At 61.3% G+C, this 13,046-nt stretch carries 13 protein-coding genes; 11 read left to right on the top strand and 2 right to left on the bottom strand.

The window, feature by feature from the left end; all coding sequences use genetic code 11:
- The first annotated feature begins 226 nt into the window (after positions 1-226).
- The 3 genes from J3P75_RS17295 to J3P75_RS17305 are packed head-to-tail and all read left to right on the top strand — an operon-like array spanning position 227 to position 2,808.
- Positions 227-925 carry a CoA transferase subunit A gene (locus J3P75_RS17295; protein ID WP_434707581.1) on the top strand — a complete coding sequence of 233 codons (699 nt, stop codon included), beginning with the start codon at positions 227-229 and terminating at the stop codon, positions 923-925.
- A 24-nt stretch (positions 926-949) separates the two neighbouring features.
- Positions 950-1,615, top strand: a complete 666-nt coding sequence (locus J3P75_RS17300) for a CoA transferase subunit B (RefSeq protein ID WP_208937895.1) — start codon at positions 950-952, stop codon at positions 1,613-1,615.
- Between the two features lie 11 nt (positions 1,616-1,626).
- Entirely contained in the window at positions 1,627-2,808 is a 1,182-nt protein-coding gene (locus J3P75_RS17305; protein WP_434707582.1) for an acetyl-CoA C-acetyltransferase, read from the top strand.
- Positions 2,809-3,027: 219 nt separating this feature from the next.
- Here J3P75_RS17305 and cobF read toward each other — a convergent pair whose 3' ends face one another.
- A complete protein-coding gene (gene cobF, locus J3P75_RS17310) occupies positions 3,028-3,783 on the bottom strand; it encodes a precorrin-6A synthase (deacetylating) (RefSeq protein WP_434707583.1) in 756 nt (251 codons plus the stop codon).
- Entirely contained in the window at positions 3,783-4,352 is a 570-nt protein-coding gene (locus J3P75_RS17315; RefSeq protein ID WP_434707584.1) for a histidine phosphatase family protein, read from the bottom strand. The genes cobF and J3P75_RS17315 overlap by 1 nt, the downstream gene beginning before the upstream one ends.
- 333 nt (positions 4,353-4,685) lie before the next feature.
- On the opposite strand from J3P75_RS17315, the gene J3P75_RS17320 reads away from it, so the two are divergent.
- From J3P75_RS17320 to J3P75_RS17355, 8 genes are all read left to right on the top strand, one after another.
- On the top strand, positions 4,686-5,540 hold the full coding sequence (locus J3P75_RS17320) for a MurR/RpiR family transcriptional regulator (protein WP_203421592.1): 855 nt from the start codon (positions 4,686-4,688) through the stop codon (positions 5,538-5,540).
- 2 nt (positions 5,541-5,542) lie between these two features.
- Positions 5,543-6,187 carry an isochorismatase family cysteine hydrolase gene (locus tag J3P75_RS17325; protein ID WP_434707585.1) on the top strand — a complete coding sequence of 215 codons (645 nt, stop codon included), beginning with the start codon at positions 5,543-5,545 and terminating at the stop codon, positions 6,185-6,187.
- Positions 6,184-7,515, top strand: a complete 1,332-nt coding sequence (locus J3P75_RS17330) for a glutamine synthetase (protein ID WP_434707586.1) — start codon at positions 6,184-6,186, stop codon at positions 7,513-7,515. The genes J3P75_RS17325 and J3P75_RS17330 overlap by 4 nt, the downstream gene beginning before the upstream one ends.
- Complete coding sequence (locus J3P75_RS17335) at positions 7,499-8,251, top strand: N-formylglutamate amidohydrolase (protein WP_434707587.1); 753 nt, start codon at positions 7,499-7,501, stop codon at positions 8,249-8,251. Before J3P75_RS17330 ends, J3P75_RS17335 begins: the two co-directional genes overlap by 17 nt.
- A gap of 92 nt (positions 8,252-8,343) precedes the next feature.
- Positions 8,344-9,693 carry an APC family permease gene (locus J3P75_RS17340; RefSeq protein WP_434707588.1) on the top strand — a complete coding sequence of 450 codons (1,350 nt, stop codon included), beginning with the start codon at positions 8,344-8,346 and terminating at the stop codon, positions 9,691-9,693.
- A gap of 118 nt (positions 9,694-9,811) precedes the next feature.
- Positions 9,812-10,828, top strand: coding sequence for an arginine N-succinyltransferase (locus tag J3P75_RS17345; protein WP_434707589.1), 1,017 nt, complete (start codon positions 9,812-9,814; stop codon positions 10,826-10,828).
- A gap of 61 nt (positions 10,829-10,889) precedes the next feature.
- Positions 10,890-11,924 carry an arginine N-succinyltransferase gene (gene astA / locus J3P75_RS17350; RefSeq protein WP_434707590.1) on the top strand — a complete coding sequence of 345 codons (1,035 nt, stop codon included), beginning with the start codon at positions 10,890-10,892 and terminating at the stop codon, positions 11,922-11,924.
- A 165-nt stretch (positions 11,925-12,089) separates the two neighbouring features.
- Positions 12,090-12,959: an isocitrate lyase/PEP mutase family protein gene (locus J3P75_RS17355; RefSeq protein ID WP_024012471.1), complete on the top strand. Its 870-nt coding sequence runs from the start codon at positions 12,090-12,092 to the stop codon at positions 12,957-12,959.
- Positions 12,960-13,046: the final 87 nt, after the last annotated feature.

Raw genomic sequence — 13,046 nt, forward strand, 5'->3', positions numbered from 1 at the left:
CAACAAGCGCCAAGCTGCAAGCCTGACACGGTGATCGTTCCTACGCACTGCGTGGGGATGCGGCCCGTGAGGCGATACCACGCGGAGCGTGGGAACGATCATGCCGGGCACTATTGAGTTTTATCTATCAATCAACCTTAAAAATCAACTTAACAAATATATCCCGCGGCGCGACACTCCAGTCATTCGGCTAGCCAGCCGCCCGCAAATAATAAAAGAGGTGCATATGGCAGGTTTCGACAAGCGCGTGAGTTCCTACGAGGAAGCCCTGGCCGGGCTTGAGGACGGCATGACCGTGATCGCTGGCGGTTTTGGCCTGTGCGGTATTCCGGAAAACCTGATCGCCGAGATCAAGCGCAAAGGCACCCGCGACCTCACCGTGGTTTCCAACAACTGCGGCGTCGACGGCTTCGGCCTCGGCGTGCTGCTCTCCGACCGCCAGATCAGCAAAGTCATCGCCTCCTACGTTGGCGAAAACAAGCTGTTCGAAGAGCAACTGCTTAAAGGCGAAATCGAAGTCATCCTGACCCCGCAAGGCACCCTCGCCGAGAAGATGCGCGCCGGCGGTGCTGGCATTCCGGCGTTCTTCACCGCCACCGGCGTCGGCACACCGGTCGCTGAAGGCAAGGAAGTGCGTGAGTTCAAGGGGCGCAAATACCTGATGGAAGAATCCATCACCGGCGACTTCGCCATCGTCAAAGGCTGGAAAGCCGACCACTTCGGTAACGTCGTCTACCGTCACACCGCGCAGAATTTCAACCCGCTGGCGGCGACTGCCGGCAAGATCACCGTGGTCGAAGTCGAAGAGATCGTCGAACCCGGCGAACTCGACCCCACCCAGATCCACACCCCGGGCATCTACGTCGACCGGGTCATTTGCGGCACGTTCGAAAAACGTATCGAACAGCGCACCATCCGCAAATAATTCAGGCTGACGGAGAATAAAACCATGGCACTTTCCCGCGAACAAATGGCTCAGCGCGTCGCCCGCGAAATGCAGGACGGCTACTACGTAAACCTCGGTATCGGCATTCCGACTCTGGTCGCCAACTACATTCCTGAAGGCATGGAAGTCATGCTGCAGTCGGAAAACGGCCTGCTCGGCATGGGACCTTTTCCTACCGAAGAAACCATCGATGCCGACATGATCAATGCCGGTAAACAAACGGTGACTGCGCGAATCGGCGCGTCGATCTTCAACTCTGCCGAATCCTTTGCGATGATCCGCGGCGGCCATGTCGACCTGACCGTGCTCGGCGCGTTCGAAGTCGATGTCGAAGGCAACATCGCTTCTTGGATGATCCCCGGCAAACTGGTCAAGGGCATGGGCGGCGCGATGGACCTGGTGGCCGGCGCCGACAACATCATCGTGATCATGACCCACGCGTCGAAGGACGGTGAATCGAAGCTGCTGGCCAAGTGCAGCCTGCCGCTGACTGGCGCCGGTTGCATCAAGCGCGTGCTGACCGACCTCGCCTACCTGGAAATCGAAAATGGCGCTTTTGTCCTCAAGGAACGCGCACCTGGCGTCAGCGTCGAGGAAATAGTCGCCAAAACCGCTGGTAAACTGATCGTCCCGGATCACGTACCGGAAATGCAGTTCGCTGCCGAGTGAGGAATTCGAAAATGCAGGAAGTCGTCATTGTTGCCGCCACGCGTACCGCGATCGGCAGTTTTCAAGGCTCGCTGGCCAGCGTGTCCGCGGTCGATCTGGGCGCTGCGGTGATCCGCCAGTTGCTTGAGCAGACCGGCCTGGACGGTGCCCAGGTCGATGAAGTGATCATGGGCCAGGTGCTCACTGCCGGTGCGGGTCAAAACCCAGCGCGTCAAGCCGCGATCAAGGCCGGCCTGCCCCACGCCGTGCCGGCAATGACCCTGAACAAGGTCTGCGGTTCGGGCCTGAAAGCTCTGCACCTCGGCGCGCAGGCAATCCGTTGCGGCGACGCTGACGTGATCATTGCCGGCGGTCAGGAAAACATGAGCCTGTCCAACTATGTGATGCCGGGCGCACGCACCGGTCTGCGCATGGGCCACGCGCAAATCGTCGACACCATGATCAGCGACGGCCTGTGGGATGCGTTCAACGACTACCACATGGGCATCACCGCCGAGAACCTGGTCGACAAATACCAGATCACTCGTGAACAGCAGGACGCCTTCGCGGCCGCGTCGCAGCAAAAAGCTGCCGCAGCCATTGAGGCCGGTCGTTTTGTCGACGAGATCACCCCGATCCTGATTCCGCAGCGCAAAGGCGACCCGCTCGCGTTCAACGTCGACGAACAGCCGCGCGGCGATACCAGCGCTGAATCCCTGGCGAAACTGCGCCCGGCGTTCAAGAAGGACGGCAGCGTCACCGCGGGCAACGCTTCGTCGCTGAACGACGGCGCGGCGGCAGTGATTCTGATGAGTGCCGAAAAAGCCAAGGCCCTCGGCCTGCCGGTGCTGGCAAAAATCGCCGCTTACGCCAATGCTGGCGTTGACCCGGCGATCATGGGCATCGGCCCGGTATCGGCGACCCGCCGCTGCCTGGACAAGGCGGGCTGGAGCATCGAGCAGCTCGACCTGATCGAGGCCAACGAAGCCTTTGCCGCACAATCGCTGGCAGTGGCCAAGGATCTGCAATGGGATCTGGACAAGGTCAACGTCAACGGCGGCGCCATCGCGCTGGGTCACCCGATCGGTGCGTCGGGTTGCCGGGTATTGGTGACCCTGCTCCACGAAATGCTCAAGCGAGATGCGAAAAAAGGTCTGGCGACCTTGTGCATCGGCGGCGGCCAGGGTGTGGCGTTGGCGCTGGAACGCGGCTGACCACGAGTTCACGGCAGGCGGCGGATCCACGACATCCGCTGTTTGCCGGCAACAAAAAACCCGGGGCGACTTGCGTTGCACCGGGTGTTTTTTGCCTGTCCGAAAGTTGTTTTGGATGATATGGCCCCTTCGCGAGCAGGCTCGCTCAATGGAATTGCGAACCCGATCAAGTGTAGGAGTGAGCCTGCTCGCGATGAGGCCAGCCCAGACACCACCCACCTATGGCTTGCGCAACAAATACGTATCCATGATCCACCCATGCTCCGCCCGCGCCGCCTTGCGCACCCTTTCGATCTCATCGGCCACGTCCGCCAGCCGGCCGCTGATCAGGATCTCGTCCGGCGTGCCCAGGTAGGCTCCCCAATAGATCTCGGTCTGCGCATCGGCCACCCGCTGATACGCGTCCTCGGCATCGAGCATCACCACCAGACTGTCCGTGTCACTCACCTGCCCCGCGGCCAGACGCCGTCCGGTGGTGATTTCGATGGAGCGGCCGATCGTGTTCAGCGGCACCTTGTGCTGCGCAGCGAGTGCCTGAACGCTGGTGATGCCAGGGATCACCTTAAATTCGAAGGCGCACGCACCCGACGCCAATATCGCCTGAAGAATGCGCACCGTGCTGTCGTATAACGCCGGGTCGCCCCAAACCAGAAAACCGCCGCACTGGCCGTCAGACAATTCGTCATTGATCAGCCGTTCGAACGTTCGCTGTTTGGCCCTGTTCAGGTCATCGATACTGGCCGTGTAATCGCCAGCACCGCGCTCGCGTTCCGGGCTGTGGGCTTCGACGAACCGATAATCGCGACCGTTGATATATTGCGCGCAGAGTTCCCGGCGCAAATCGATCAGCTTGTCTTTGCGCGGACCTTTGTCCAGCAGAAAGAACACGTCCACCCGATTCAGCGCTTTGACCGCCTGCATCGTGATGTAGTCGGGATTTCCGGCACCAATGCCGATCACCAGCAATTGTTTCATCAGCAGGCTCCTCTCACATCCAGGTCGGGTAGAAGCAGACGCCAGCGGCCGTTGAAGCGCAATTCGACGGTCGACAACGGTTCGACATCGATGTCATGAAACGCCGACCCACGCATGACTTCGGTCAGGGCTGCGCGAATGACAAATGGATGAGTCACCGCCAACACATGACCCGGAATAGCTTGCACACTGCCCAGCCACCCCGCCACCCGCTCACAGAGTTGTGCTACCGATTCCCCGCCATGCGGCGCCGCATGGGTGTCGCGCAGCCAGCTGTTCAGGGCTACCTCTTCGCTGCGTTGCACGTCCTTGATCGACACGCCACTCCAGCGCCCCCAATCACAGTCGCGCAACGCTTCGTCGATTTGCGCATCGGCGCCAAACCACGCCGCCGTCTGGCGCGTGCGCAGCTCCGGCGCGCAGAGCAGACGCGGCGCAGTATTGAAACGCGCGATCAGTGCAGTCGGCGCCAGCCCGGCATTTTCAACAGGCTCGTTCGTAGGAAAACGCGCCAGTTTCTGTGCGACGGTTCGTGCATGGCACATCAATGTCAAACGCGTGGTCTGCACGGGAAGCGCTCCGGTCGGTCAACTGCTGCAATCAAGGGCGTGGTTCTGAATTGGCAGCAATTGTGCCGTAAACCGCGGGCTGCCGGGTGAACGCAAGAGCCTCTGTGGTCGCTTGAATGACTACCCATACGGCAAGTTCTGACGCTGGTATGGGCAATGGACTACAGGACCAGTCGACATTCGTGAAGCCCTTGTTACACGGGCGTCTCGCCCTGTTTTGGTGCCGTTTCAACACGCCGAAAAATTCGCTAGACATGTAGCGTCACTTACATAAATACTGTTTTAACGGATTATGAAGCAGATTCAACACCCCATCATCCAGCAGGAGCCCGGATGCCCCCTCTAAGAGACCTGATCACCGAGCCCGGCCTGGATCTTACGCCGTCGGAGCGTAAAGTCGTTCGCGCCTTGCTCGATCAGTACCCGCGTAATGGCCTGGGGCCGATGGCGCGGCTGGCAGAACACGCAGGGGTCAGCGATCCGACCATCGTGCGTCTGGTAAAAAAACTCGGTTTCGGCGGTTATGCCGAATTTCAGGACGCTCTGCTCAGTGACATGGACCATCGCCTGCGCTCGCCGCGCACGCTGTTACAACCACGCGCCCAGCAACACAAGGACGACGCCTGGAGCCACTACCTGGGCGACAGCCATCGCCTGCTGGTAGAAACCCAATCGCTGACGCAACCTGAAGACGTGCGCATCCTTACCGACTGGCTGCTCGATGTGCGGCATCAGGTGTACTGCTTCGGCGGACGCTTCAGCAGCCTGATGGCTACCTATCTGCTCAACCACTTGCGGCTGTTGCGCCCCGGTTGCTTTGCGCTGGAGGACAACGCGCAACTGCCCGATCGGCTGTTCGATCTGCAACGCCAGGACGTGGTGCTGCTGTTCGACTATCGCCGCTACCAGACCCAGGCGTTGCGCGTCGCCAGTGCGGCGAAAAACAACAATGCCCGGGTGGTGCTGTTCACCGACATCTATGCTTCGCCGCTGCGCGAGCTGGCTGACCTGATCATCAGCGCCCCGGTCGAATCGGCCTCGCCGTTCGACACCATGGTCCCGGCGCTGGCGCAGGTCGAGGCGCTGATCGCCTGCCTGACGTTGCGCACCGAAAATCTGGCCGATCGCCTGGAAGGCATCGATGCCCTGCGCAACGACTTCAACACCCATTTGCTGGAGGATAAATAAGGATGTTCAGCCTTCCCCACCGCTCGCCGAGGGACTTGCCGTTTGTCAGCGACCACACCGCACTGTTGCTGGTGGACATGCAGCGTGCCTGGCTCGAACCGCAGTTCGACGCCCACTTGACGGGACCTGACGCCGAATATTTCCTCAGCCGCGCACGCACCCAGGTGGTGCCCAACCAGCAACGCTTGCTCGCGGGGTTTCGGCAGGCCCGGCAGAACGTCCTGCACACGATCATCGAAAGCCTGACCGCTGACGGCCGCGACCGCTCGCTCGATCACAAACTCTCGGACATGCACCTGCCCAAAGGCAGCGCGCAGGCGCAGATCATTGCTGAACTGACCCCGGCGGAAAACGAAATCGTCCTGCCGAAGACCTCTTCCGGCGTGTTCAACTCGACCAACATCGACTACGTCCTGCGCAACCTCGAAACCCGCCATTTGATCATCGCCGGCATCGTCACCGACCAATGCGTCGACATGGCCGTGCGCGACGCTGCTGACCGCGGTTATCTGGTCACGCTGGTGGAAGATGCCTGCGCCACCTACAGCGCCGAACGCCATCACGCCTGCCTCAACGCGATCAAGGGTTACTGCTGGATCACCGACAGCGACACCGTGCTCGGCCGCTTGCAGGAGATGCCCGCATGAGCGCGCGCCTGACACCGCTGCCGCTGACCACGCTGGTCACCACGGACCTGATCGGCATCACCCGTGGCCGCTCGTTTCCTACCGATGAACTGGAGCATTACCAAGCCACCGGATGCGGCTGGGTGCCGGCCAACAGCGCGTTGACGCCACAGGACATCATCGCCTCGACCAATCCATGGGGTGCGTATGGTGACTTGCGGCTGATTGCCGATTTGAGCAGCCGCGTCACCGTCAGCAATGGCCCGGACGCCAATGCCCCGGCACTGGATTTCCTCCACGGCGATATCCGCGAAACTGATGGCCGCCCGTGGGGCGCTTGCCCGCGCACGTTGCTGCGCGACGAAATCGAGCGTTATCGCGATGATCTGGGCCTGCAGGTCAACGCAGCGTTCGAACACGAATTCAACCTGCACGCCGGGGTTGCCGAGCATCTGGCTTTCTCGCTCCAGGCCCAGCGTCAGGGCGCCGAGTTTGGCGGCTGGCTGCTCAGCGCGTTGCGCGCCGGTGGCGTCGAGCCGGAGATGTTTCTGCCTGAATACGGCAAGCACCAATACGAAATCACCTGTCGCCCGGCCCTCGGCGTGGCGGCAGCCGATCGAGCAGTGAACGTGCGCGAGATCAGCCGCGAGATCGCCCGGCAAATGGGTCTGGACCTGAGCTTCGCGCCGAAAACCAACGCTGACGCGGTGTGCAACGGCGTGCACCTGCATGTCAGCCTGCTCGATCTGGCAGGCCAGCCGATGCTGTACGACGTCGGCACCAGTAACGGCCTGTCGAGCATTGGCCAACACTGGGCGGCGGGGATCCTGCATTATTTGCCGGCGCTGTGTGCGTTTACCGCGCCGACGCCGGTGTCTTACCAGCGCTTGCAGCCGCATCACTGGAGCGCGTCCTATGCGTGTCTGGGTCAGCAAAACCGCGAAGCAGCGCTGCGCATCTGCCCGACCGTCAGCCTTGGCGGCAAGTCCGTCGCCCAGCAGTTCAATGTGGAATTCCGCGCGATGGACGCCACCGCTTCGCCGCATCTGGCCATGGCCGCGTTGCTGATTGCCGGACGGCTGGGCATCGAACAGCGTCTGGCGCTGAACGCAATCACCGATGAAATCCCCGATTCACTCAACGACGAGCAACGCAAGGCCCGGGGCATTGTCGCCCTGCCCGCCTCGCTGGCGCAGGCGCTGGAATGCCTGCGCAACAGCCCCGCGTTCACCGAGTGGCTGCCCAAGCCATTGCTCGACACCTATTACGCCCTGAAAACCGAGGAACTGGCGCTGACGGAACAGCTCTCGCCCGCTGACTTGTGTGAGCACTATGCACGCCTGTACTGAATCCACCGAGCACGGGTTGTACACCCGCCCGGCTTACAACCTGATCCGCGAGGATTCGCCACACCCGTTGATTCTGGTGTGCGAACACGCCAGCCGCTACATTCCCGCTGCCCTGAACAATCTGGGCCTGGACGAGGCCGCGGCGCAGGAACATATCGCCTGGGACATCGGCGCCCTGCAACTGGCCGAACAGCTTTCCGAACAACTTGGCGCGACCTTGCTGAGCGCCAACTATTCGCGGCTGCTGATCGACCTGAACCGGCCCCGGCATGCCGCGGACAGCATTCCGGCGCAAAGCGAGATCTATCAGGTGCCGGGCAATCGCGAACTTGATGAAGTCACTCGTGAGTACCGTCGGCAGATGCTGTTCAAGCCGTTCCACGCGCGTTTGCAAACGTTGATCGACGAACGCATTGCCCACGGGCAACCTGTGCGGGTGGTCGGGATTCACAGTTTCACCCCGGTGTATTACGGCCAGCCCCGAACGCTGGAAGCCGGCGTGCTGTTCGGCCAGGCCAAGACCTATGCCCAACGCCTGCTCGACGGTCTCGAAGCGCATCCGCTGAAAGTGGCCGGCAATCAGCCATACCGCATCGACCCGCTGGGCGACATGACCGTGCCGGTGCATGGCGACGCCCGTGGTCTGGACTCGGTGCTGATCGAGGTGCGCAACGACCTGCTGCGCAGCCCCGCAGCCGTGTCGCGCTGGGCCGGTTACCTCGCGCCCTTGCTGTAATAGATATGGCAGTAACGAAACATCGCTGACGCTGTAAACGACGGACCGAAAACAACTACACCGACCGATTGGCTGACAAGGAGGTAGGCTTCATGGAAATTGAACAATTCGGCTACAAACAAGAGTTGAAACGTAGCCTGACGCTGACCGACCTGGTGGTGTACGGGATGATCTTCATGATCCCCATCGCCCCCTTCGGTGTGTATGGCTACGTCAACGCCGAAGCGCCGGGGATGGTGCCACTGGCCTACATCATCGGCATGGTGGCGATGCTGTTCACCGCGCTGAGCTACGGCAGCATGGCCAAGGCCTTTCCGATCGCCGGCTCGGTGTATTCCTATGCGCAACGCGGGCTGAATCAACACGTCGGTTTCATCGCCGGCTGGCTGATGCTGCTCGACTACCTGCTGATTCCGCCGCTGCTCTACGTCTACGCGGCCATGGCGTTAAACCATTTGTATCCGGACATTCCGAAGGTCGGCTTCATTCTGGCGTTCCTGGTCAGCGCGACGTTCGTCAACCTGCGCGGCATCACCTTCACCGCGCGAATGAACATCGTCTTCCTGCTCGCGCAACTGGTGGTGCTGGGGATTTTCCTGTTATACGCCTGGAATGCCCTGCACAACGGTGGCGGCAACGGCGAGCTGACGCTGGCGCCGCTGTATCATCCGGAAACCTTCAATTTCGCCCTGCTGATGCAAGCGGTGTCGATTGCCGTGCTGTCATTCCTCGGCTTTGACGCAATCTCTACCCTTGCCGAAGAAATCAAGGGCGATCCGGGCAAGAGCGTCGGCAAAGCGGCGCTGCTGACCCTGCTGGTGATGGGGGTGATTTTCGTCGTACAAACCTGGATTGCCACCGATCTGGCGGCGGGCATGGGTTTCAAATCCGCCGACACCGCGTTCTATGAAATTGCCGAAATCGCCGCCGGCAGCTGGCTCGCGACCCTGACCGCAGTCGCCACGGCGCTGGCCTGGGGCGTGGCGGTGGCGATCACCTCGCAAGCCGCCGTATCGCGTCTGCTGTTCGGCATGGCCCGCGACGGCAAGCTGCCGAAAGTGCTGGCCAAGGTGCACCCGAAACACAACACGCCGTACCTGAGCATTTACCTGGTGGCCGTGCTGTCGCTGGTGATCTGCTACCTGTTCATCAATTCGGTCGACACCCTGACCTCGCTGGTCAACTTCGGCGCACTGAGCGGTTTCATGCTGCTGCACCTGACCGTGATCAACTACTACTGGCGTCGGCGGAAATCCGGTCAGATCGTGCGTCATCTGCTCTGCCCGGTGGTCGGTTTCATCATCGTCGCGGCCATCATGTACAACATGGGCGTCGATGCGCAGAAACTCGGCCTGATCTGGATTGCCCTGGGTCTGGTGTACCTGTTCTTCCTAAACAAATTCGGGGCCAGCACCGCGCTGCCGGACCCGAGCAACGGCTGACAAGAAAAAGAGCAGCGTCTGACAACGAATCAGGCGACTGCCGATTTATTGCGTGGAAACCGACAGTGATAGTCAGGTTCGGCGCCATCGCCGAACCTTTTGATACAGGAGTACATCCATGCTGGTCTTACGCCCGGTCGAGCAGACTGACCTGCCCCAGCTCCAACAATTGGCCCGCGACAGCCTGCTGGGCGTGACCTCGCTGCCGGACGACAGCGAACGCCTGCGTGAGAAAATCGACGCGTCCATCGCCTCGTTTGCCAGCGCTGCGGCAGCGCATGGCCCGGAGAGTTATTGCTTCGTGCTTGAAGACCTCGACAGCCAGCGCTTGCGCGGCTGCTCGGAAATCCTCGCCACCGCCGGCTACGACGAGCCGTTCTACAGCCTGCGCAACCGTCATTTCACCAGCGCATCGCGGGAGCTGAACATCGAACACGGCGTGCCGGCGCTGTCGCTGTGCCACGACCTCAACGATCACACCCTGCTGCGCGGCTTCCACATCGACGCGGCGCTGGTGCGCACGCCTTTTTCCGAGTTGCTGTCACGGGCACGACTGCTGTTCATCGCTGCCCACGCGCCTCGCTTTGCCGAAGCGGTGATCACCGAAATCGTCGGTTACAGCGACGAGGACGGGCACTCGCCATTCTGGGACGCACTGGGCAAGCACTTTTTCGACCTGCCCTACGCCGAGGCCGAACGCCTTTGCGGGCTGCAGAGCCGTCGCTTTCTCGCCGAACTGATGCCGCAATACCCGATCTACGTGCCCATGCTGCCGCCCGCGGCGCAGGACTGCATCGGTCGCGTCCATCCGGATGGTCAGGAGGCGTTCGATATTCTTGAACGCGAAGGCTTCGAGACCAATAGCTACATCGATCTGTTCGATGCCGGCCCGACCCTTTACGCGCGCACGGCCAACATTCGATCGATCACCCACAGCCAGATTGCCCGCGTGCGGCAACAGGCGCATATCGATGCGCGTGGCCGTTTTCTGCTGAGCAACGACGCGCTGCACGGTTTCCGCGCCATCGTCGCCGAGCTGGATTACCACCCCGATCAACCGCTGGCTCTCACCGCCGCGATGTGCGCGGCGCTGAACGTGCGCGATGGCAGCCCGATCCGGCTGATTGCCCTGTGAATCCCGCCCGGATCCACAACCAACGACAACGCCCGAACAGGCGCGCAGAAGGAGTGACAGGATGATTGTCCGCCCGGTAAAAGTCAGCGATCTGCCCGCTCTGATGGCCCTGGTGCAACAGGCTGGCCCGGGGTTCACCACCCTGCCGGCCAATGAAGAGCGCCTGACTCATCGCGTGCGCTGGGCGCAACGGGCGTTTGCCGAACAGGTGGAACGCGCCGATGCCGACTATCTGTTTGTCCTCGAAGACGACGAGATGCGCGTGGTCGGCGTCAGTGCGATGGCCGGGGCCGTCGGCCTGCGCGAGCCCTGGTACAACTATCGGGTCGGTATAACGGTGAGTTCGGCGCCGGACCTCGGTATCCAGCGGCAGATCCCGACACTGTTCCTCAACAACGAACTGACTGGACAATCCGAGCTGTGCTCGCTGTTTCTGAGCCATGACCAGCGCCTCGGCAGCAACGGTCGCCTGCTCTCGCTCGGGCGCTTGCTGTTCGCTGCGGAATTTCCGCACCTGTTCGGTGAAAAGATGATTGCCGAACTGCGTGGCAGCGCCGATGAACAAGGCTGTTCGCCGTTCTGGGACAGTCTCGGTCGCCATTTCTTCCAGATGGACTTCAGCCATGCCGACCACTTGTCCGGGCTTGGCAACAAAGCCTTCATCGCTGAACTGATGCCCCGCCAGCCGCTGTACACCTGCATGCTCACTGAAGCAGCCCAGGCCGCCATCGGTCAGGCGCACCCGAACACCGAGCCGGCGCTGAAGATCCTCCAGGCTGAGGGTTTCGCCCACAAGGGCTACATCGACATCTTCGACGGTGGCCCGGTGATCGAAGCACCGCTGCGCAATATCCGCACCGTGCGCGACAGTGCGGAGCTGACCTTGAGCCTCGGTAGCCCGGACGAACAGGCACCGTTGTGGCTGATTCACAACCGTCGGCTGGAAAACTGCCGCATCACCGTAGCCCGTGCGCGCCGGGTCGGCAGCAGCCTGGTGATCGACCGCCTCACCGCCAAACGACTGCAGTTGCAACCGGGCAATTCGGTACGAGCGGTCACGCTGCCGAATCAACAGCAACAGGCGGTGGCAGCCTGACCGTCGCCACCACTAGGGTAAATCCTTTCAGCAAACAGCACGTCAACCGTGCTGCTGGTGCAAATTCGTCATGATCATTGACCCATTCGCGTGATAGCCTTTTCATTCTTCGGCGTTGACACATTTGTTCAAGCCGTTCCATTCCTTGGTATTGGTGGAACTCGAATGACCAGGCTTTCTCATCAAGATTTGCGCCGTAACTTCCGTCAGTTGCTGGCCTCCGACACCTGCTACCACACGGCCTCGGTGTTTGATCCGATGTCCGCGCGCATTGCTGCCGATCTCGGTTTTGAAGTGGGGATTCTCGGCGGTTCCGTGGCCTCGTTGCAGGTCCTCGGCGCCCCGGACTTTGCCCTGATCACCCTCAGCGAGTTCGCCGAACAAGCCACCCGCATCGGCCGCGTTGCCCAATTGCCAGTGATCGCAGATGCCGACCACGGCTACGGCAACGCCCTGAATGTGATGCGCACCATCGTCGAACTGGAACGTGCCGGCGTCGCTGCACTGACCATCGAAGACACCTTGCTGCCGGCGCAATTCGGCCGTAAATCCACCGACCTGATCACCGTCGCCGAAGGCGTCGGCAAGATCCGCGCGGCGCTGGAAGCCCGGGTCGACACGGAAATGGCCATTATCGCCCGCACCAATGCCGGCATTCTGCCGAACCAGGAAATCATCAGCCGCACCCGCCAATACCAAGCGGCTGGCGCCGATGGCATCTGCATGGTCGGTGTACAAGACTTCGATCAGCTCGAGCAGATTGCCGAGCACCTCACCGTACCGCTGATGCTGGTGACCTACGGCAACCCGGCGCTGCGCGACGACAAACGCCTGGCCGAACTCGGCGTGCGCGTGACCATCGACGGGCATGGCGCTTACTTTGCGGCGATCAAAGCGACTTACGACAGCCTGCGCGAGCAACGGCAGATCTTCACTCAGGCCGCTGATCTCAGCGCAACGGAATTGACCCACACCTATACCCAGCCGGAGGAATACATCCTCTGGGCCAAGGAGTACATGAGCGTCAAGGAGTGATGCCCAAAACAAAAGCCCCTCACCCTAGCCCTCTCCCAGGGGGAGAGGGAACTGATTGGGGGTTGCTCTGAATCTGTGCCGACGTGT

Origin of the sequence: Pseudomonas sp. R1-1 (assembly GCF_051132135.1) — a bacterium.
Taxonomy (GTDB): Bacteria; Pseudomonadota; Gammaproteobacteria; order Pseudomonadales; family Pseudomonadaceae; genus Aquipseudomonas.

Coding starts and splice junctions, on each gene's coding strand:
- J3P75_RS17325 (WP_434707585.1), top strand. CDS start 5,543: ATGTTCAGCCTTCCCCACCGCTCGCCGAGGGACTTGCCGTTTGTCAGC.
- cobF (WP_434707583.1), bottom strand. CDS start 3,783: ATGAAACAATTGCTGGTGATCGGCATTGGTGCCGGAAATCCCGACTAC.
- J3P75_RS17335 (WP_434707587.1), top strand. CDS start 7,499: ATGCACGCCTGTACTGAATCCACCGAGCACGGGTTGTACACCCGCCCG.
- J3P75_RS17305 (WP_434707582.1), top strand. CDS start 1,627: ATGCAGGAAGTCGTCATTGTTGCCGCCACGCGTACCGCGATCGGCAGT.
- J3P75_RS17300 (WP_208937895.1), top strand. CDS start 950: ATGGCACTTTCCCGCGAACAAATGGCTCAGCGCGTCGCCCGCGAAATG.
- J3P75_RS17295 (WP_434707581.1), top strand. CDS start 227: ATGGCAGGTTTCGACAAGCGCGTGAGTTCCTACGAGGAAGCCCTGGCC.
- J3P75_RS17355 (WP_024012471.1), top strand. CDS start 12,090: ATGACCAGGCTTTCTCATCAAGATTTGCGCCGTAACTTCCGTCAGTTG.
- J3P75_RS17320 (WP_203421592.1), top strand. CDS start 4,686: ATGCCCCCTCTAAGAGACCTGATCACCGAGCCCGGCCTGGATCTTACG.
- astA (WP_434707590.1), top strand. CDS start 10,890: ATGATTGTCCGCCCGGTAAAAGTCAGCGATCTGCCCGCTCTGATGGCC.
- J3P75_RS17330 (WP_434707586.1), top strand. CDS start 6,184: ATGAGCGCGCGCCTGACACCGCTGCCGCTGACCACGCTGGTCACCACG.
- J3P75_RS17345 (WP_434707589.1), top strand. CDS start 9,812: ATGCTGGTCTTACGCCCGGTCGAGCAGACTGACCTGCCCCAGCTCCAA.
- J3P75_RS17340 (WP_434707588.1), top strand. CDS start 8,344: ATGGAAATTGAACAATTCGGCTACAAACAAGAGTTGAAACGTAGCCTG.